This window comes from Floridaenema evergladense BLCC-F167 (assembly GCF_041929205.2).
GTDB classification, from domain to species: Bacteria; Cyanobacteriota; Cyanobacteriia; order Cyanobacteriales; family Aerosakkonemataceae; genus Floridanema; species Floridanema evergladense.
Genome location: NZ_CM171625.1, coordinates 362778 through 382388, shown reverse-complemented (window position 1 = coordinate 382388; position 19611 = coordinate 362778). Strand labels below are relative to the sequence as shown.

At 39.9% G+C, this 19611-nt stretch carries 19 protein-coding genes; 8 read left to right on the top strand and 11 right to left on the bottom strand.

Translation table 11 applies throughout. The annotated features are described in order from the left end of the window. Nucleotides 1-109: 109 nt before the first annotated feature. Nucleotides 110-754, bottom strand: coding sequence for an imidazoleglycerol-phosphate dehydratase HisB (gene hisB, locus ACE1CA_RS01765; protein ID WP_413278410.1), 645 nt, complete (start codon nt 752-754; stop codon nt 110-112). Between the two features lie 27 nt (nt 755-781). After that, entirely contained in the window at nt 782-1561 is a 780-nt protein-coding gene (fabI, locus tag ACE1CA_RS01760; protein WP_413278411.1) for an enoyl-ACP reductase FabI, read from the bottom strand. Between the two features lie 463 nt (nt 1562-2024). Between fabI and ntcA the strand changes: the two genes are divergently transcribed. From ntcA to ACE1CA_RS01745, 3 genes are all read left to right on the top strand, one after another. Next, the gene (gene ntcA / locus ACE1CA_RS01755; protein WP_413278412.1) at nt 2025-2696 is read left to right on the top strand and encodes a global nitrogen regulator NtcA; all 672 of its coding nucleotides are present in this window, start codon (nt 2025-2027) and stop codon (nt 2694-2696) included. Between the two features lie 145 nt (nt 2697-2841). Next, nucleotides 2842-4512 carry a DUF3084 domain-containing protein gene (locus ACE1CA_RS01750; RefSeq protein ID WP_413278413.1) on the top strand — a complete coding sequence of 557 codons (1671 nt, stop codon included), beginning with the start codon at nt 2842-2844 and terminating at the stop codon, nt 4510-4512. A 252-nt stretch (nt 4513-4764) separates the two neighbouring features. Continuing rightward, nucleotides 4765-5232 (top strand): pre-16S rRNA-processing nuclease YqgF, encoded by a 468-nt coding sequence (locus tag ACE1CA_RS01745; RefSeq protein ID WP_413278414.1) that lies wholly within the window; start codon nt 4765-4767, stop codon nt 5230-5232. Between the two features lie 31 nt (nt 5233-5263). On the opposite strand, the gene ACE1CA_RS01740 is transcribed toward ACE1CA_RS01745, so the two are convergent. Further along, nucleotides 5264-5527 (bottom strand): DUF3146 family protein, encoded by a 264-nt coding sequence (locus tag ACE1CA_RS01740; RefSeq protein ID WP_413278415.1) that lies wholly within the window; start codon nt 5525-5527, stop codon nt 5264-5266. Nucleotides 5528-5709: 182 nt separating this feature from the next. On the opposite strand from ACE1CA_RS01740, the gene ACE1CA_RS01735 reads away from it, so the two are divergent. Beyond that, nucleotides 5710-7140: a GTP-binding protein gene (locus ACE1CA_RS01735; RefSeq protein ID WP_459563626.1), complete on the top strand. Its 1431-nt coding sequence runs from the start codon at nt 5710-5712 to the stop codon at nt 7138-7140. A gap of 58 nt (nt 7141-7198) precedes the next feature. On the opposite strand, the gene ACE1CA_RS01730 is transcribed toward ACE1CA_RS01735, so the two are convergent. Next, entirely contained in the window at nt 7199-8896 is a 1698-nt protein-coding gene (locus ACE1CA_RS01730) for a mechanosensitive ion channel (RefSeq protein ID WP_413278417.1), read from the bottom strand. 377 nt (nt 8897-9273) lie between these two features. Between ACE1CA_RS01730 and ACE1CA_RS01725 the strand changes: the two genes are divergently transcribed. Continuing rightward, entirely contained in the window at nt 9274-9735 is a 462-nt protein-coding gene (locus tag ACE1CA_RS01725; RefSeq protein ID WP_486517619.1) for an SRPBCC family protein, read from the top strand. Between the two features lie 136 nt (nt 9736-9871). Here ACE1CA_RS01725 and ACE1CA_RS01720 read toward each other — a convergent pair whose 3' ends face one another. From ACE1CA_RS01720 to ACE1CA_RS01700, 5 genes are all read right to left on the bottom strand, one after another. After that, the gene (locus ACE1CA_RS01720; RefSeq protein ID WP_413278419.1) at nt 9872-10696 is read right to left on the bottom strand and encodes a SirB1 family protein; all 825 of its coding nucleotides are present in this window, start codon (nt 10694-10696) and stop codon (nt 9872-9874) included. Next, the gene (locus tag ACE1CA_RS01715) at nt 10697-11419 is read right to left on the bottom strand and encodes an actin-binding WH2 domain-containing protein (protein WP_486517618.1); all 723 of its coding nucleotides are present in this window, start codon (nt 11417-11419) and stop codon (nt 10697-10699) included. It abuts the gene before it with no gap. A 150-nt stretch (nt 11420-11569) separates the two neighbouring features. Continuing rightward, nucleotides 11570-12361, bottom strand: a complete 792-nt coding sequence (locus tag ACE1CA_RS01710; protein ID WP_413278421.1) for a tetratricopeptide repeat protein — start codon at nt 12359-12361, stop codon at nt 11570-11572. Between the two features lie 349 nt (nt 12362-12710). Further along, entirely contained in the window at nt 12711-13202 is a 492-nt protein-coding gene (locus tag ACE1CA_RS01705) for a DUF29 domain-containing protein (protein WP_413278422.1), read from the bottom strand. 1 nt (nt 13203) lies between these two features. Beyond that, nucleotides 13204-15420 (bottom strand): amylo-alpha-1,6-glucosidase, encoded by a 2217-nt coding sequence (locus ACE1CA_RS01700; protein ID WP_459563627.1) that lies wholly within the window; start codon nt 15418-15420, stop codon nt 13204-13206. Between the two features lie 156 nt (nt 15421-15576). Between ACE1CA_RS01700 and ACE1CA_RS01695 the strand changes: the two genes are divergently transcribed. Continuing rightward, complete coding sequence (locus tag ACE1CA_RS01695) at nt 15577-15834, top strand: CRR7 family NDH-1 assembly protein (RefSeq protein ID WP_413278424.1); 258 nt, start codon at nt 15577-15579, stop codon at nt 15832-15834. Nucleotides 15835-15942: 108 nt separating this feature from the next. Beyond that, nucleotides 15943-16314, top strand: coding sequence for a hypothetical protein (locus ACE1CA_RS01690; protein WP_459563625.1), 372 nt, complete (start codon nt 15943-15945; stop codon nt 16312-16314). A gap of 78 nt (nt 16315-16392) precedes the next feature. On the opposite strand, the gene ACE1CA_RS01685 is transcribed toward ACE1CA_RS01690, so the two are convergent. Then, nucleotides 16393-17166, bottom strand: a complete 774-nt coding sequence (locus ACE1CA_RS01685) for an SDR family oxidoreductase (protein WP_413278425.1) — start codon at nt 17164-17166, stop codon at nt 16393-16395. A gap of 292 nt (nt 17167-17458) precedes the next feature. After that, nucleotides 17459-18325, bottom strand: coding sequence for a Cif family virulence factor (locus ACE1CA_RS01680; RefSeq protein WP_413278426.1), 867 nt, complete (start codon nt 18323-18325; stop codon nt 17459-17461). 46 nt (nt 18326-18371) lie between these two features. Here ACE1CA_RS01680 and murG point away from each other — a divergent pair, with 46 nt between their 5' ends. Continuing rightward, nucleotides 18372-19484, top strand: coding sequence for an undecaprenyldiphospho-muramoylpentapeptide beta-N-acetylglucosaminyltransferase (murG, locus tag ACE1CA_RS01675; RefSeq protein ID WP_413278427.1), 1113 nt, complete (start codon nt 18372-18374; stop codon nt 19482-19484). Nucleotides 19485-19611 lie beyond the last annotated feature (127 nt).

Below are 19611 nucleotides of genomic sequence, written 5' to 3'. Positions count from 1 at the left end.
TTAATAAAAAATAGTTTTCAGGACTGGTTCAGGAAACTAAATATAACAGTGCGGTGCGTTACGCGATCGCTAACGCACCCTACAAATAGCTTCTTCTCTGCCAAAAATCTTACAAAACTCCTTTAGAACTAGGAATACTTCCTAAACGACGGCGATCGAATTCCACAGCCATTCGCATTGCTCTAGCAAAAGCCTTAAAAGTTGCCTCAATAATATGATGAGAATTAATCCCGTCCAACTGACGAATATGTAACGTCATTTGGGAATGATTTACCAACGCGACAAAAAATTCCCTAACTAACTGAGTATCGTAAGTTCCTACTCGCTGCGTCGGTATTTCCAAACCATAACTTAAATGAGGTCTGCCTGAAAAATCCAAAGCTACTTGAATCAAAGCTTCATCCAAAGGCGCGAGAAAATTACCAAAACGGACAATGCCTTTGCGATCGCCTAAAGCCTTCGCCAACGCCTGACCCAAAGTAATCCCTACATCCTCATTTGTGTGGTGATCGTCTATTTCCAAATCACCCGTTGCTTGCACCTCCAAATCTATCAACCCATGCGAAGAAATTTGGTGCATCATGTGATCTAAAAAGGGAATTCCCGTCTTAGAAATACAGACACCAGTACCGTCCAAATTAACAGTTACCTGGACATCTGTTTCGCCCGTAGTCCTTCTGACAGTCGCTATACGGGCGGGAGTAATTTGCTCTGGATGTTCGTTGGCAAGAACTTGGCGATCGCTAATCTGCATAAACTCTTTTCAAAACAATAAATAAACCTATCCCATTCCCATGATTTCATAACCAGCATCCACATACAAAACTTGCCCTGTGATGCCGCTAGATAAATCACTGCATAAAAAAGCAGCTGCATTACCCACCTCAATTTGGGTAACAGTTCGTCTTAAAGGTGCCACCTCTTCAACATGGTGAATCATATCTAAAATTCCGCCAACTGCCGAAGAAGCCAAAGTCCGAATCGGGCCAGCCGAAATCGCATTTACCCGAATATTTTGGGGGCCTAACTCAGCCGCTAAGTAACGAACATTCATTTCCAAAGCTGCTTTAGCGATCCCCATCACATTATAGTTAGGAATCACCCTGACACCGCCTAAATATGTTAACGTAACAATGCTGCCGCCTTCTGTCATCAGAGGTTTAGCCGCACCACTCAATTGAATCAGCGAATAGGCACTAATTTCTAAAGCCAAATTAAAGCCTTCTCTTGTGGTTTTGCTAAAATCCCCTGATAAATCATCTTTATTGGCAAAAGCTAAACAATGAATGAGAATGTCTAGCTTACCCCATTTGTCGCGGATAGTTTCAAATGTGGACTGGATTTGAGGTTCATTTCGGACATCACATGGTAAAAACAAACTGGGGTTGAGAGGTGCTACCAACTCAGCTACTTTATTTTCCATGCGTCCCTTCTCATCAGGCAGGTAGGTGATGCCAAGGTTGGCTCCAGCTTGATGAAGTTGTTGGGCAATGCCCCAAGCGATCGATCGATTGTTGGCAATGCCAGTTACAAGTGCGTTTTTTCCGGTTAAATTCAGCATAGTGGTTCATTATATCTGAGAGTTGCCCTAGAAACATTGCCAAATTTCTCCTAATCTCACTCAAATTATCGGTTATTTGGGAAAAATGTGTTTTAGGATACAGAAAATTCCTAAAAATCCGCCAAATTTTCCCATAGTTTCTTGAGTTGAACCGCGAGGAATTAACTTGCTTTTCAGGCTGGCAAATTTCTGTAAACATGAGGAGTTAAAATATAAATACGTAAGTAGCTATTATGTGTTATATTGCACAGAAATTTTCTATATCTCCGATTCGATCGGCAAAACAAATTATGGAAGTGCTAAGACTAATAGCCATAAACCCAAACATCAAACAAACTACATCTTGACCAAACAGCAAAAACTCTTAAGCTAGATTTTGGGAAACGGCATGGTACGAGTTATTACTAAGGTTAATTGCCAAGAATTAAACAAGTTTCTTGGGTGTCGGTGAGGGCAAAAAAACATGGTCGTTTTAGACGATAGACCGTTAGCATCTGTATTTCGGCAAATAGGAGGTGGTGCGTTTCCACCAGTTGTAGAAACCTTTGAAAGGGGAAAGACCATTTTTTTCCCCGGAGATCCAGCCGAAAGGGTATATTTTCTCCTTAAAGGTGCGGTAAAACTTTCACGAGTTTACGAAGCAGGAGAAGAAATTACAGTCGCTCTACTGCGAGAGAATAGTGTATTTGGGGTATTATCTCTGATTACAGGGAACCGTTCGGATAGGTTTTATCATGCGGTAGCTTTTACACCAGCGGAATTACTTTCCGCACCGATCGAGCAAGTAGAACAAGCTTTGAAGGATAACCCTGATTTGGCAATGTTAATGCTGCGAGGTTTGTCTTCACGCATCCTGCAAACAGAGATGATGATCGAAACCTTAGCTCATAGAGATATGGGTTCAAGATTGGTGAGTTTTCTGTTAATTCTTTGCCGCGATTTTGGCGTTTCTGGTCAAGATGGGATTACCATAGATCTAAAGCTATCCCATCAGGCGATCGCTGAAGCCATTGGTTCCACTCGCGTAACGGTGACTCGTTTGCTAGGGGATCTCAGGCAAGAAAAAATGATCTCCATCCACAAGAAAAAGATTACCGTCCATAACCCAGTAGCGTTAAGCCAACAGTTTACCTAATTGCGGTTTGACAGGAATCAAAATTACTTCTCCCCTGATAGGGAAAAAAGTTAAATAGGTGTAAAGTATTTACTCTATTTAAATGAGTAACTTCAATATTTGTAGGGTGTGAGATAGTTTGGATATGGAGCTAATTTAGCTGAGTATGACCACCGGGTTAATCCTAATAGCAGCAGTTTTGGTGTTGGGAGGCGTGATCGCATCGGTGGGCGATCGAATTGGTACGAAAGTGGGCAAAGCGAGACTCAGCTTGTTCAATTTACGACCAAAGAAAACAGCGGTGTTGATTACCCTCCTAACAGGTAGTTTGATTTCTGGTTCCACACTGGCAGTTTTATTCGCCGCCAGCGAACAGTTGCGTACTGGTGTTTTTAAATTGGGCACGATTCAGAGAAATCTGAAAAACGCTCGTCAGGAGGTTGAAAGAACTAAAGGAGAAAAACTGCTTTTAGAAGCAGAAAAATTTCAAGTAGAAAGGGAAAAAAGTCAAGTAGAAAATGAGTTAGCGCAAGCTAAAGCACAGCAAGCAGCAGCGCAGAAACGCTTGGATGATACAAACAAAGCGTTACAGATGGTATTGGCAAAACTTTCGGAAGCAATTGCCAAACAAGCCGGAACGCAAGCAAAATTAAATCAGACACAAGCACAACTGAGCGAAACGCAGGAACAGTTAAAATTAGTTTCTCAGCAAACAGAAAATCTGCGGGGAGAAATTGCTCGCTTGCAGTCAGAAAGGAAAGAATTGATTGCTCAAAGGGAGCAAGTACAGCAACAAATTAGGCAGTTAAAAGCGCAATTGGATCAAAGAGATGAAAAAATTGCTTCGCGCGATCGCACAATTAGACAGCAAGACCAACAAATTGCCGTTCGCGATACAGCAATAAATGAGCGAGATCAAAGAATTAGAACACAGGATCGACGGATTTATCAAAGAGAGCAAGAAATCGGGATTCGCGCTCAAAAAATGCGAATTCAAGACGAAATAATTGCTCAACAAGAAAGCCGTTTAAAGGTTTTAGAAGCCAAACTTAACGAAAGCGAACAACTAATTGTCGAACGGGAAAAACTGATTACAGAAAAAGAAAAACAACTTAGTCAAAGAGGTAAAGAATTAGACCTCCTGCAACAGGAAGTTGCCACATTAGAGCAATATTATCAGGATTATCAAGTATTACGTCAAGGAAATGTGAGATTGCTGCGAGGTCAAGTACTCGCATCAGGTGTATTTCGAGTTGTCGATCCCACCGCTGCTCGTTCGGTGGTAGATCAATTATTATCGCAAGCTAATCGATCGGCAATTCAACGCACAAAACCAGGAGAAAATAACTTTAAAGAACAGATTATTGTGATTAGAGAAACAGAAGTTAATCAATTAATTGACAAAATAGATGATGGCAATGATTATGTAGTTCGGATAATTTCAGCAGGTAATTATGTTTTGGGAGAATCTCCCGTGCAAGTATTTGCTGATGTGGCTCCCAATCGAGTAGTCTTCCAAGCAGGGGAAGTGTTAGCAGTAACTTCTACCGACCCGGCAAAAATGACAGACGAACAATTGCGTCAACGCATTGAGTTTCTCATTGCTGCGTCTCAGTATCGTGTCCGACGTGCGGGAATTGTTGCCAATACCATGCAAATCGGAGACGATCGCATTGAAACCTTAACCCGCTTTTTAGAGCGACTAAAACAATATAAAGAACCTCTAGATGTGCAGGTGGTAGCATCAGATGTCACCTATACTGCTGGGCCAGTCAAAATGGATTTAGTCGCAATTCAAGGCGGACAAGTCGTTTTTCGGACAACGCCGACGGGGTGAGGGGAGGGAGGACTTTGGGGTGGGGGGATGGGGAGATGGGGAGATGGGGAGATGGGGGGATGGGGGGAAAGAGATGCTTGATGATTCTTCCAAAGGATGAATCGCAAGGTATATCTCAATCCCGACCAAATTATTTTCTCCTCCAAACATGAATTAGCCCTGGGGGAATGATGATGTAATTACGTTTTACCCTTTTACTCTCGATCTGTAAAGGTTAATCTAAAATTTAAATCTAAAATCTAAAATTGACTCATGTTTTCTCCTGATAAACCTAATAATGAAGTTAGTTCTACACCCAAACAGCCTGTAATTTTGGGTTTCGATCCGGGTCGGCAAAAATGTGGCTTAGCGGTAATGGCAGTCGATCGCAAGTTACACTATCACGAAGTTATTATGGCGGAAAATGCGATCGCAACCATTCAAGAATTAAGAGAAATTTATCCGATTTCCGTGTTAGTAATGGGAGATCAAACTACTGCTAAATCTTGGAAAAATCGACTCAATGAAGAATTGCTAGAACCTTTACGGATTATTTTAGTTGACGAGCGATATAGTACTTTGGAGGCACGCGATCGCTATTGGCAAATGTATCCTCCTAAAGGACTTTACAAATTAATTCCCCAAGGAATGCGACCTTTACCCCGTCCAGTAGATGATATTGTCGCCATTCTGCTCATTGAAAGATATTTAGGACGTTTGGTGAGTAGGGATAATTCATGAATTACCCCTACTTTTGAATTACTTCTACTTTTTAAAACTTCGCCCGAATCTTGAAAGCATAGTCTCCACCTGGCTCTAATTGATAATCGGACTGTTCTAAAAATCTACCCAAAGGCTCGATAATTAAAGCACGTCCTAGAGTAGGTTGAACAGACAACTTACCCTGTTTAAAACACCATTGGAAATGCCACTCATAATCTTCGGCTCTCACTTCTCCGGCAATTTTACCCTGTAGCCAACACATTTCTGTAATGCGGACAAAGGCAGTGGTTTCTGGTAGAGGTTTTGCGCTCACGATTTCAAGACAATCTACTTTAACTCTCATTTTCCATACTAAACTGATGGCAATTTGAGTCAATCTCATTAGGATCGAAATAGATACCTAACCTAACCCTATAGTCCACTGGAGGATATACTTTGACTGCTTTTTCTGGGTCACAAAAAAGTTTACAAAATAATTCGGCAAATTCCCCAGACCTGGAAAGGGAACTGGACAATGCTATTTTTAGCTTTACCGATATTCAAGAAGAACTAAATTATAAACAGGCACAAACAGCCTTAAGAGAGATTGTTGCTAATTTAGACCTTTCGCCTCAAGAACAAGCTGGATTAGAACCAGTAATTCATGATTTACAGAATATGCTGGATAAGCTGGAACGATCGGTCGTGCAAATTGCTGTGTTTGGCATGGTAGGACGGGGTAAATCTTCTTTACTCAACGCTTTGTTAGGGGAAAAAGTATTTGAAACTGGCCCTTTACATGGGGTAACTCGTAGCAGTCAAAAGGCGAATTGGTACTATTCTCAAGCATCAGTAGGCGATGGTAATTCTCAGGTATTAAAAGTTGCTTTGCCAGGAAAAGGTAATTCGCAAGTAGAATTAATTGATACTCCGGGATTAGATGAAGTAGATGGCGAAACTCGTGCTGCTTTGGCGCGAGATGTGGCAAAACAAGCAGATTTAATTTTATTTTTGATTGCTGGCGATATGACGAAAGTGGAACATAGTGCGCTTTCGGAATTACGATCGGCTGGTAAACCAATTTTATTAGTATTTAACAAAATAGACCAATTTCCCGAAGTCGATCGCATGGCAATTTACCAGAAAATTCGGGACGATCGCGTGCGAGAATTACTATCACCCGATGAAATTGTTATGGCTGCCGCTTCTCCTTTAGTTGCTCAAGCAGTGCGCCGTCAAGATGGTAGTTTAGGCGTACAAATGAAAGCAGGAGAACCGCAAATTGAGGAATTAAAATTAAAGATTTTAGAGATTTTACATCGAGAAGGTAAGTCTTTAATTGCGCTTAATTCAATGTTGTTTGCTGATGAAGTAAACGATCGAGTTTTAGAGCGAAAAATGGCGATAAGGGAGAGTAGCGCCAATCGTATTATTTGGAATGCTTCGGTGACAAAAGCATTGGCGATCGCACTTAATCCACTAACAGTAATAGACTTATTTAGTGGCGCAATTATTGATGTAGCTTTGATCTTAACTTTGTCCAAACTTTACGGCATTTCTATGACTCAACAAGGAGCAGTATCTTTATTAAAAAGAATCGCTCTTTGTATGGGTGGTTTAACTGCTAGTGAATTAGTCGCAAATTTAGGTTTAAGTTCTTTAAAAGGTTTGTTAGGTTTAAGCGCACCAGCAACCGGAGGTTTATCTTTAGGCGCTTACTTTTCTGTAGCATTAACTCAAGCAAGTGTAGCTGGTGTTTCTTCTTATGGAATTGGACAAGTTACTAAAGCTTATTTAGCAAATGGTGCTTCTTGGGGTTCAGCAGGGCCAAAAGCTGTCGTAGATCAAATTTTATCTTCTTTGGATGAAGATTCAATTTTGAACCGCTTAAAAGATGAATTGCGGACGAAATTGTATAGCAGAATATCGACGAACACAAATCTATGATAAAAGTTAGATCACTGACTTCTTGAAGAAGTCAGTGATCTGTTTAGAGGTATATTAACTACAGTCGAGGTGGTTCATTCTTTTTGCGTTTAAAGGATTCTAACCAATCTCGCACTTGTTCGCCAGCGACATCACGACTACCTAATCCAAATGCTATTGCTGTTGCTACTGCTATAGCACCAAGCAATAAACCAAAGGCTAAATTAACGATATCCGCAGCAATGCCCATTTGTTGTAATGCCATTGCTGAAACTAAGATAATAATCGCAATTCGCGCCGCATTTCCTAGAATAACTGCTTGTTGATTGCCAGAACTGGTGATGATATTGAAAGCGAGATTTGCTAAATACAAACCGATCGCAAATATCACTAAACCAATTAAAATTTGCCCAGCAATAGCGACAATTCCTGTCACAATTGCGGTGAGGGCTGCAAAGTTGAGTACTTCTACAGCTGCAACTGTAGCTAACAGGACAATCCCCACTAATACAATAATTCCGACTATTTCGGAAGGAGTTCTTGCAGCAGTAGTTTTTTCTTCAACTACTCCCGGTGTTGGACTATCAATAGGAGTAGTTGAAGGAGAAACAACTATTCTACTACGGGTTTGTCTGGGTGTTGAAAAACCAATCCAGTTGAAAACATTGTTGAAACCAATACTGCTTAAGATACTAGTGACAACATCAGCTAAAAATCTCCCGATCGCATAAGCTATCGCTAAGATAATTCCAGCTGCAAAAATTCTCGGAACTGCACTGAGAATATCATTGAGCATGGCGATCGCGGGAATCGAAATCGCATTAATTCTCAGTGCATTTAGAGCTGCGATCGCTACCGGAATTAAAATCAGTACATAGACGATCGTACCAATAATCCAAGATAGAGATTGTCCAGTTGTTGAAGGATTAATTCCCACACTTGCACCAAATCTATCTGTTCCCGTAGCTACTAACAAATTGGTGACTATTCGCCTTACTACTTGAGCAACTACCCAACCTACCGCACCAATTAAAATCGCCGCAAATATATTCGGCAATACTGACAGAATATCATTGAGTAATCGCTGCACTGGCTGTAAAGTTCCCTCTAATTCTAATGTACTTAAAATCGAGGGAAGAAACAGTAAAAAGATGAACCAATACAGTGTATTACCAATCGTTTCACTGACAGAAAATTGGTTATTTGTTTCGCTAACTTCTTGGTTAAGACGCTCATCTAAACGCACTACTTGTAATGAGCGTGTAACTACCAATTTAACTACCGTTGCTATTACCCAAGCAATAGCTAAAAGAATAGTGGCTCCTGCTAATTTTGGCAGGAAAGTAAATACCTGATTGAGTAAATTATTCAGAGGTTCATAAACCGCTGTCAGCTGAAGTGCTTGGAGAAAAGCGACTAGAGCAAAGATAAAAATGAGCCAAAATACTATGTCGGAAATCCACTTTTCTACAGGTAAACTTTCCGCATCAGCTCGCCCTGTCACCCAACTTGTAATCCTATTATCAATGTTAGTGCGATTTAACAGTTGCTTGACTGCCCAAGCGATGACGATCGCTAATAACCAGCCTAAAACTAAGATGACGATCGCAGCTAACAAATTGGGTATAAATTGACTAATGTTGCTAGTAGTTCGCTGGACAACATCAACCGTTTCATTTACTGGGTTAGCTGTTCTTGTAACCTGCGCCACAATTTGCTGAGGAGGTGTTGGCACACCTATGACTAAGTGTGCTGTACTTTGCCAAATGTTATTCATAGTTTTTCTGATTTATTGTCAGAATTGTTGGTTAACATACCATAAAATTGGCTTTGGCAAGCATAATTTTACGATTTTTTCTTGTCATCTATCTTAATGGGTAAATAGTTAACTAGATATTTTACTCATATCAATAGTAAATTATTTAACAAATTAACAACTCTTCAAAATAGTCCGTTTTAGGAACTAAGTAAAATTAACTTCTTGACCAAAATCAACAAAAATTGTAACTTCTGCTAATCCAAAAGTGCAAACTTGATTAATAATTACCTTGGAGAATCATTCAAAGGTTAAGATAGGGTAAATAAAAAATTTTACTCATACCTTATATTTGAAGATTGTTCTTGAAGTTTGAGCAGAAAGGGATATAATTGGACGTGACCTCAGATTGGCAAGTTTTCGAGCAATCAATTCCCATCAAAGCTAGTGCTACGGTGGTAGAACGCTGTATTACCGATCGCGTTCTAATGCACCGATGGTTAAATCCGGCTTTGCGCTGCGATCCTGTAGGTGAGTGGAGTACAGAAATTGGTAGTCGCAGTCGATTTGTGATTCAAATTCCCCTGTTAGAACCTACATTAAACAGTACAGTAGTGGAAAGAGAACCCGGTTTAATTGTCTGGGAATTTAGTGGATTTTTCCAAGGACGCGATCGCTGGGAATGTCAACCCATAGCTGATGGTACACTATTAGTTAATCGCTTTGAATTTACAGTTGCTAACCCGCTGATTCGCTGGGGATTTAATACTTTTGCGGCAACTTGGACAAAAGAAGATATGCAAGCACAATTACGAAGGTTAAAATTAGTTGCTCAAGAACAAGCTCAAGGATTTAAGTAGTTAACAGATGAAAAAGATTTGTTAATTTTACCCTACTTATGGCGATCGCCAATTTTGATTAATTCAGACAAAACTTAATATATCAGAAATCCCGATCCCCAGTCCCCAGTCCCCAGTCCCCAGTCCCCAATTACATTTATAAATTGCGCTTAATTTGCATTACTAACTGGCTAATAAAACTAGCATCCTCAGCGTCAGGAACCTGGATCAGATAACTCTCTAAATCTTGACAAGCTGTTGCTAATTCACCAATTTGATAATAGAGCAAACCGCGATCGCGCAATTCAGTCGCAGTCCCAGGAAACAACAATAAAATCCGTTCAATACTCGCCAAAGCCTTTTGCCATTCTCCCCGATTAAGATAAATCATTTTTAGATTCATCAATATTCTTGACAAAAAACGACTGGGAGTTACAGGTTCTAATAAATTCGGAGAAATTCTCACAGGTTGCTGATAAATTTGACTCAATCTTTGCTCGCAATCCTGCTCAAATAAAATCTCTCCTCGATTAAAAGCATCCACATAAATTCCCACATCTTGAAAATCGGGACGAATTAAAAAATGACCTGGCATTCCAATCCCCACCATCGGAAAATCTATGCGTCGAGCTACTTCTAAATAAACTAAAGAAAGAGTGATTGGAATTCCAGTTCTCCGTTCCAGTACTTGATTTAAATAACTATTGCGGGGATCGTAATAATCATCGCTGTTACCAGTAAAACCCAAATCATTATAAAGATAATTATTAATACATTGAATAATGCGTAAAGGATAAGGTTCACCCGGTAATCGTTCTTCAACTTCCTCCGCCATTGTATCTAAAGCATTGAGATATTCCTCTGGAGCGAGGTCTGAATATTCTTCCTGAGCAATATACAAAGCTGCTTTTGCCAGATTGATGTTTTTCTCAGCCTGATGAATCTCTCTGTAAAAATATTGTCGCGCCAGAGGAAAGTTCATTTAGTGAAAACCTAGTACTTCAGAAATTGCCTTGATGATATCAAGATAGATGTTACCTTGTAGCTGACGAAATAGCTCAAAAGGAGTGTTTGGTGAGCCAAAAATCGGTCGCAGTGTCCATCCTAGCTGACTACCAACAAACCCATAGAGGACTAACCAAAATTGTAGCAGTCTAGTACGGGTTAGTTGACCATCTGAGTCAGGATCGGAAATTAACTGCATTCCTTGATAAAGGAAGTGTACACCAATTATGCCTGTAAAGATGAAAATGGCAACATTTAGTAATTTAAAAAATTGGTAATTATTAGTAGTGATCAAGAAAAACAAAGTTACTGGTGCAAAGGCAATTAACAGCGCACTAATCACCGATGCAGCCGTTAATACAACTAGAAAATGCTGGGCTAGACTACGACTAGAACCGAAGAAAATATTAAAAATGTACAGAGTAGGTAAGCAAATTAAGACTGTTAGTAGATAAAGAATAGGTAATTTTATCGCAGCAGACATTCCTTGAATTGGACTATGGGATAAACCGATGATTGCTCCATAAACGGCAAAAAATAAAGAACTACAAACCAGTAAGGCAATAATTTTATGGTTGATTTTAGTGCCTTGACGAATTTCTTCTAAAAAGCCTTTGCGATCGCGCAAAAGTCCAATCAAAACCCCAAAATAATTACTCATTTTAAAAGAATGCTGCATTTTCCCTTCTCCCGAAAACATTTTGATATCCTCCATAGCTACATAAAAACTTTTAACTTTTCCAGAAAGCTTGAGCAAAATGTACGTTGTTGCGCTTTAGCGCTGAAGCACAACAACGTATACAATTACAATTTGTGATATTCACGTAAGTTTTTTTGGGCTAAACTTTTCCTACCCAACTTGAGACAATGCTTGTTGAACTTCGCGAATTTGGCGCAGAGTTTGTTCTATAGCCTCTACATCACCAACTTCCCGAAATAAAGACAATGCTTGTTGATAGAAATCCATAGCTTTTTGTTGGCGGTTTAGATAACTGTAAGTTAAACCAATCATATAGTAAGTAACAGCTTTAGTTCTTGGTTGATTTAGAGATTCTTCAAGTTTTAAAGCTGTTTGGAAACTGTTTAATGCTTGTTCGTATCCTCCTTGTCCCAGGTAAGCCAAACCTAAATTGCGGAGAACAATTGCTTCGCTGCGAGGCGCTTTTAATTGCCGAAAAAGTGCTAAGGATTGTTGATGATAATCGACTGCTTGGGTATAATTTTTTTGATTTTTATAAACCACACCCAAATAATCTAAATATGCAGCTTCATTAAAGCGATCGTTCAACTTTCGGCTAATCAAGAGTGCCTTTTCATAAGCAATTTGCGCTTGAGGGTAATTTTGCAAATTTTCGTAAATCATCGCTAATCGATAAAGAGTTAACATTTCTCCCCGACTGTGACCAAGTTTCTGCATCATGCCTAAAACTTGGGTAAAAGTTTGTAAAGCTTGAGAAAATTGTTGCTGTTTGTACTGTTCTAATCCTTGCTCATACAATTGAATTGCCGCTTCTAATTTAGAGTCATCTACTTGCGCTTGAATAACAGGCGTTTTGACACTGGTGATGGCAGAAACCGGAGTACCCAAAGCAATTAATAAAGTTAAAGGAATCAAGCTGAGATGTTTAAAATTAAATTTCATAGTCCCTATACCCAGAATCACTTGTAGCAAGATTTTTTGCTTTTCTACTCCTCTATATGTCTGGGTAAAAACGACCTATGCAGTTATGCTGGAAAAATTTTTGGTTCTCTCAGACTTGTGGTGATAGTGAACCTAATTAATTAGCGAAGTGCTTAGTCCATAAGAAATCCCAATCCCTAGAACACCAATTCAGTAATCCCAGAAACCGGGTTTCTTTGGCTTGGGGTAACAAAATATCGACTGCGCTAGGGAAAGAAACCCGGTTTCTCATCCCCGACTACAATACTGAATTGCCCCTACCCCACCCTAAAACCAGGGTTTTCCACACCACAAGTCTGGGGAAATTGACCTAATTAAGCAAGTCTTTATCAGAATTACTTAGCAATCCCGGCAAGAAATCCGGGCTTTCTATTTGTTGCCAAGTGTAGGAAACTTCGGATGGAAAAGTTCGATATTCCATTAACGTTTCCCTAACAGCTAAGTCAACTCCATCTGGATAACTCTCTTGTATTGCTTCCTCTAGGTAAGGTTTCAAACTAGGGTTTTTCTGGAGTAACTTAGCAATTTTTCTCCTCTGTTCGCGAATTGTTGCTACCCAACTTCTAGACCTTTTGCTAGGCTGATATTCCCACTTCAACAAGTGTCCAAGTAAAACTCCCAGTCGATTTACTAACTCTTGCTGCTGTTGTTTCCCCAAAGAGTCTATTTCCTCAATTAAATTTTCAATGTCAAGACAATCTAATTGGTGTTGACGCAACAACTCTACTTGTTTTTGTGTCCAAGCATAAAAGTCAGTTTCGTACAGGTTGATAGTTTCATCTTCAGATGGCTTGATATTCATTTTAAGCCTCAATCACAACTCGTAAATTGCCACGTTTTTTAGCGACTCTACAAGAAGTTGTATTTCCCGATCGCTGAAATTCCAAATCCAGAAAAGTGGAACCAACTTTGAGATTTTGCAGGTACAAAGAACCAATTGATTCTGGCAAAGCTGGATCGATAATTCGTAAGCAATTATTCGGCGCATCTGGAACTAAATTAATCATCATTTGTAGCAACTGAAAAATGCTACCAGTCGCCCAAGCTTGCGGCGAACAAGCCACAGGATAACGCACCGGATCGTTATCTCCGTCGCGTTCGTAACCGCAAAAAAGTTCTGGGGGACGTTGATAAGGTTGGGCTACAGTCATGTCAATTAAACCTTGGAAAAGTTCCAAAGCTTGATCGATTAAACCCAAACTTCTGACTCCTACAGCAATTAAAGCATTATCGTGAGGCCAAACTGAACCGATATGATAACCCATTGGATTGTAAGCAGGAGATAAACTGCTTAAAGTGCGAATTCCCCAACCATTAAACATATCTGGTGCCCGCAATCTTTCGGCAACACTATAAGCTTTTTCGGGGTTAAGAATTCCCAAAGCTAAACAATGACCTGGGTTAGAAGTAATGCTATCAACTTTATTACCATCTCCATCTAAAGCTAAAGCACAAAAACCTTGATCTTCTACCCAGAAATCTCGATTAAATCGCATTTTTAGATCTCTAGCTTCATCTTGCCAGCGATCGGCTAAATCCAAGCGTTTTTTCATTTTGGCAATTTCGGCTAATCGCACTTTTGCCGAATAAACATAAGCTTGAACTTCGCATAAAGCTATTGGTGGTTTGGCTAATTTTCCTTCGCGATCGACAATACAATCACCAGAATCTTTCCAACCTTGATTAACTAAACCTCTTTGCGATCGCACAGCGTAACGTAAATAGCCTGTTTCTTGTAAATTGCGATCGATCCAATCCATCGCCGCTAACGCATTAGGCCATAATTTTTCTAAAGTATCTCTGTCAGCTGTCCAAGAATAATATTCCGCATAAAGCATCAACCACAAGGGCGTAGCATCCACAGTTCCGTAGTAGGGAGTATGGGGAACTTCTTGACAACGTGCCATTTCTCCAAAGCGTAATTCGTGTAAAATTTTTCCCGATTGTTCGTCGCGCCAATCATTATCTACTTTGCCTTGATATTGGGCTAAAACTGTTAATGTTTCCTTAGCAATGTCAGGATTTAACATTAAAGTTTGGGAAGCAGCAATAATCGAATCTCGCCCAAATAAAGTAGAAAACCAAGGTACACCTGCCGAAAGTGCGGTAAACTTTTCAAAAGATTGTCGCAGTAAATAAACGTCTTGTTGGGCGCGATCGATCACCTGATTAAAAATAGCTTTATCCAAACTAATTCTCGTAGTTTGTTGCGTCCAACTTTGTTCCTCCATCAACTCAGCTGCTTTCGCTTGGTTGAAAGTAACAGGCGCATCTAGTCGGGAAGTTGGTCGATTATTGGTAAACATTTGTAACCGATAACCGATGGTTTCTTTTTGATGCGATGCTAAAGTTAACTCCCAAACTGCCGTGTTACCTTTAAATAAGTCGGGTTGGCGATCGTTAAATTGAATCCGCGACTCCATAATCACCCCATCTAAACCTTGATAAGCTAAAACTAGCTCTCCTGTTTCTTCTTCGATCGGTTTATCATCTTTAATCGCCCGTAAAATTCGCCCCCGCTTTTCCCGATTAAACCCCCGCACTTCAAACAAATCCACAAAATCAGCATCAAAACTTAAGCTGAGTTGAAAATTCACTTCCTTGGTACTATAATTGCAAATTTCTATTGTGGAAAACAAAGCACCATTCAAAAGCAATTCTCGACGAATTCCCAATGTATCAGGTGGCAAATGATTAGCAATTTTCGGATTTGTACATAAAACTGCTAGGGAAAAACCTTTATTTGCAGTACTATTGAGCAAAACTGGAGAATGACCATCTATTTGTAATTCTAAGCGACTGAGAAATCTGGTATCGGAGCAAAATAAGCCCATGCTGGCATTAACATCACTTCTTAAATTAGAAGCGATATTACCCAAAGTATCTGTCACCAAAAATAAATCATTATCTTTAATTGTCAATGTTGGCAGTGGTTCTTCGTTGAACACACAAGGCCATTCAGCCATTGGTAATTCTTCAACAGCAACAAAAGATCTGCCTTCTAGTTCGATCGCATTCATAGTCATAAACAAAAACTAAAAAAATGTCCATTCCTGTATTTTAAAAACTAATTACCAGCAATGCAGGTAAAATTTACAATTAAACTGCTGAGATTCAGGAAGCAGTTAAGATTAAATTAACAACCTCTCAGAATTTGCAATTACCAAGGCGGAAAAATGCCAGATTCATTAATGTATAGCGAAGATAACTTCGTCGTCCTAGAAACTAATCAGCCAGAACAATTCTTAACTGCCGCCGAATTACTAGAAAAACTCAAAAATATTTTGGCACAGCGACAAGAGGATTTACCGAGAGATTTACAGAAACTCTCAACTGTAGAAGAGCAAGCCCAGCATTTACTCAAGACTTATTATGAATTCGATCTCGGCCCAGGAGAATATTTACAGTGGTATGCTGTACGTCTGGAGAAATGAGTTCTCGAAGCAGAGGAGATAGGGAGAATCATTCCACAACTCTTCCCATTCCCCAGTCTCCACTCCAAGTCGCTATGCTAGATGCAGACCAAGATCGAGATGCAGGAAATGAGCATCAAAAATTTTCAGTTTAATTTTTCGGGTTTAACCTGTGCCCTCACCGTGTTATTGTCCTTTTGGCTGCTAAGTGCGATCGGACTTGGCTGGTTAGCGAAATCTGTGTTAATTCTAATGGTGTGTTTGGTGACACTACCTGCGATCGCATTTTTTGTGTTTCGCTGGTGGTTAAAGCGCAATTTGGTAGAAGATAATTGTCCGGTTTGCGGCTATGAATTCACTGGATTGAATCAAACACAAATGCGCTGTCCAAGTTGTAGCGAACCTCTATTAATAGAAGAAGGTCATTTTAAACGAGTAACACCACCTGGGACAATTGATGTCCAAGCGATCGAAGTTTCAAGTCAACAAATAGAAGATTAACAAAGTTTGTTGTAACGACTTCAGTCGTTTTTTTGCTTAATCATGAGGACTGAAGTCTCACAACAAACCTGTTTTTTATTAATTACGACGGTGAACGAGAGTAGTAGTTGCTTGGTCTACTGGTACTAATAAAATTTCGCTAATATTAACATGATTTGGTCTAGTTACACAGAAAAAAACCACATCTGCAACATCATCTCCGGTTAATGGCGTGAGTCCTTGGTAAACTTTTTCGGCGCGTTCAGTATCGCCATGAAATCGCACTTGACTAAATTCAGTTTCGACTAAACCTGGGTCAATGCAACTAACGCGAATTGGTGTTCCTAAAAGGTCTTGTTTTAACCCTTCAGAAATTGCTCTAACTGCGGCTTTAGAACCACAATAAACATTACCGCCTGGGTAAGTTTGCCGACCTGCAATTGAACCAATATTCACTACATGACCTTTACCACGACTGACCATTCCGGGAACTACATAACGGGTAAGATAAAGTAAACCTTTGACGTTGGTATCAATCATTTCTTCCCAGTCTTGAAAATCGCCTTCGTGGAGTTTGCTTAAACCGCGACTTAAGCCAGCGTTGTTAATTAAAATATCGATGTTTTGCCAAGGTTCTGGAAGAGAGTTGAGGGCTATTTCTACGGCTTGGCGATCGCGCACATCCAACTCGATCAAATATACTTGAGTAGCAAACTCTTTGCCCAGTAGATCTGCAATTTCTTGCAGTTTTTCTTTCCGTCTTGCTGCTAAAATTAACTTTGCGCCAGCTTGAGCAAATACTTTAGCGCAAGATGCACCAATTCCACTACTTGCTCCAGTAATTAAAACAATTTCGTCTTTAATTGAAATCATAATTCAATCAATTTTTAGATGTAAGTTTAGTTTTTTTTAATCACAAATGAAAGAGCCAGAGCCTCTGTTTTTTGTTCCCAGGTTGAACCTGGGAACGAGATCAACACAGATTAACGCAGATAAATTACTAATTTTTGCAAAAATTGTAGAGACGTTAAATTCAACGTCTTTACTCTCCAAAGTGTTAACTGAGATCTTGCACTCAAAGGAGGTGTAACCTCCCAGCTCCTCGTTCCCAGGTTCAACCTGGGAACGAAAAATGGAGGCTCTGCCTCTTGGTGCAAGATCTCAGTTAACCTGAAGTTCTACCAGGACGGGAGGGACGTGCTGGTGAAGAAGGAGAGTTAGAACGAGAAGGTTTATTGTTATTTCTCCCACCAGTAACTACTGGTAATCTTTGAGAAACAATAGTAATACCATCCGATCGAACTAAGACAGCGGAAATCCAATATTTACCAGGGTCATTTGGAGCACGACCTACTTTAAAAATTCCCCCTGCATTTAACGGTTCTAATTGAATTTTTGGCGAATTAAGATATTTATCAGGGGCGATTTGTTCGAGTAAAGCTGTACCTACTAACAAGTTATCTTTTAGTGGTTCTTTAACTACTACATCGAAATTAAATTCCTCACCTGTGCCTACTTGTTCTGGTAATCTAAAATCAACTGTAGGAGGTTTTTCACCGGAGGTTAATTGAGTTTTTTCGCTCAAAATTTCTTGATTAACAATTTTTTGATCTTCTAAGCGTTGTCTGGCCCGAATGGTAGCATTAAAACTCCAAGTTCTGCCATCTACTGGCTGAGTTCCTGTAATATTTGTAACTGTTTCAACGACTATGCCATTACCTTGATTTTGCCAAGATGTTAATTCGGTACGGTATTTCAACTGAGGGTAACGTTGCCAAAGTTGGGTGAGAGTTTTTTCCATGCCTTCCCGATTTAAGCCGTCGCTGTTGCTAAAATTAGCCCCATAAAATTGCATTACTGCTTGAACGTTGTGGCTATTTGCTGCGGCATCGATTTGCGCTAAAGTGTTTTTCAATTCCGGTGGCGCGGTGTCAGGAGTAGCAGCTTTGACAGTCCACCCAGAGGATAGCCCTAATGTTAACAGGAAAGCTACGGGTAAGGTAGTGAATCGAAATTTCAGAAGATGTGGCATATTTTGATATTTTGAGAATCAGCTTAAAACACCAGATTTGTTATAGATGTTAACTGAGAAACAGAATTTAGATCGCCAAGCTGCTTCCCCAGAAGGTAATCCTTCCGCACCACGACGACTGCTAATTGCAGCTAGTGGTACTGGGGGACATTTGTTTCCGGCGCTTGCTTTAGCAGAACAATTGCCAGATTACCAAATTGAGTGGCTAGGTGTCCCAAATCGGTTAGAAAAAGATTTGGTTCCTGCTAAGTATGCCTTAAATACGATCGCAGTGGAAGGCTTTCAACAACGTTTTGGTTTAGGTACGCTAAAAATTATCGGTAAGTTTGCCAAAGCTATTGGCAGTTGTCGGGAGTTGCTGAAACGAGGAAAGTTTAACGGGGTATTCACCACTGGGGGTTATATTGCTGCACCTGCGATTATTGCGGCCCGATCGCTCAATTTACCTGTTATTCTACATGAATCGAATGCGATTCCGGGTAAAGTAACGCGATTTTTTGGGCCTTGGTGTCAGACTGTAGCGGTAGGTTTTGAATCTACGACGAAGTTGTTGCCTGGTTGTCAGACAGTTTACACGAATACGCCTGTGCGATCGCAATTTCTCGCCCCTGAAAAACACGATTTACCGATTCCCGATGATGTGCCATTAATTGTGGTAATTGGTGGTAGTCAAGGCGCAGTAGCGGTAAATAAATTTATTCGTCAAAGTGCAAAAAGTTGGTTTGATAATGGGATTTGGGTTGTGCATCAAACAGGAGAAAACGATCCTGATGTAGCTAATTTACAACATCCTCATTATTTCCCAATGCCATTTTACAATAATATGGCAGGACTGCTACAAAGGGCGGATTTAGTAATTAGTCGTGCGGGTGCAGGTTCTTTAACAGAATTAGCAGTAATGGGGAAACCTACAATTTTAATTCCCTATCCTTTTGCAGCGGAAGATCATCAAACATACAATGCTAAAATTTTTGTTGATTCTGGCGCAGCTTTAGTATTTAAGCAATCGGAATTAACGCTTGAAATTTTAGAAAAACAAGTTTTAAGTTTATTAGAATCACCGGAAAAGTTACAACAAATGTCTGAAGCTGCCCTTAGTTTAGCAGTAAAAGATAGTGCAGAAAGATTAGCAAAATTAGTGAGGCAATTTGTGGAGTGAATTAGGGGACTAGAGATTGGGCACTGGGGACTGGGGAAGAGTATTTAGATATCTGTTAAAAACCGATATCTATCTACTTTTATCTTTGCAGTCAATAAAAAGATAACGCTAACATCTGTGTTTATCT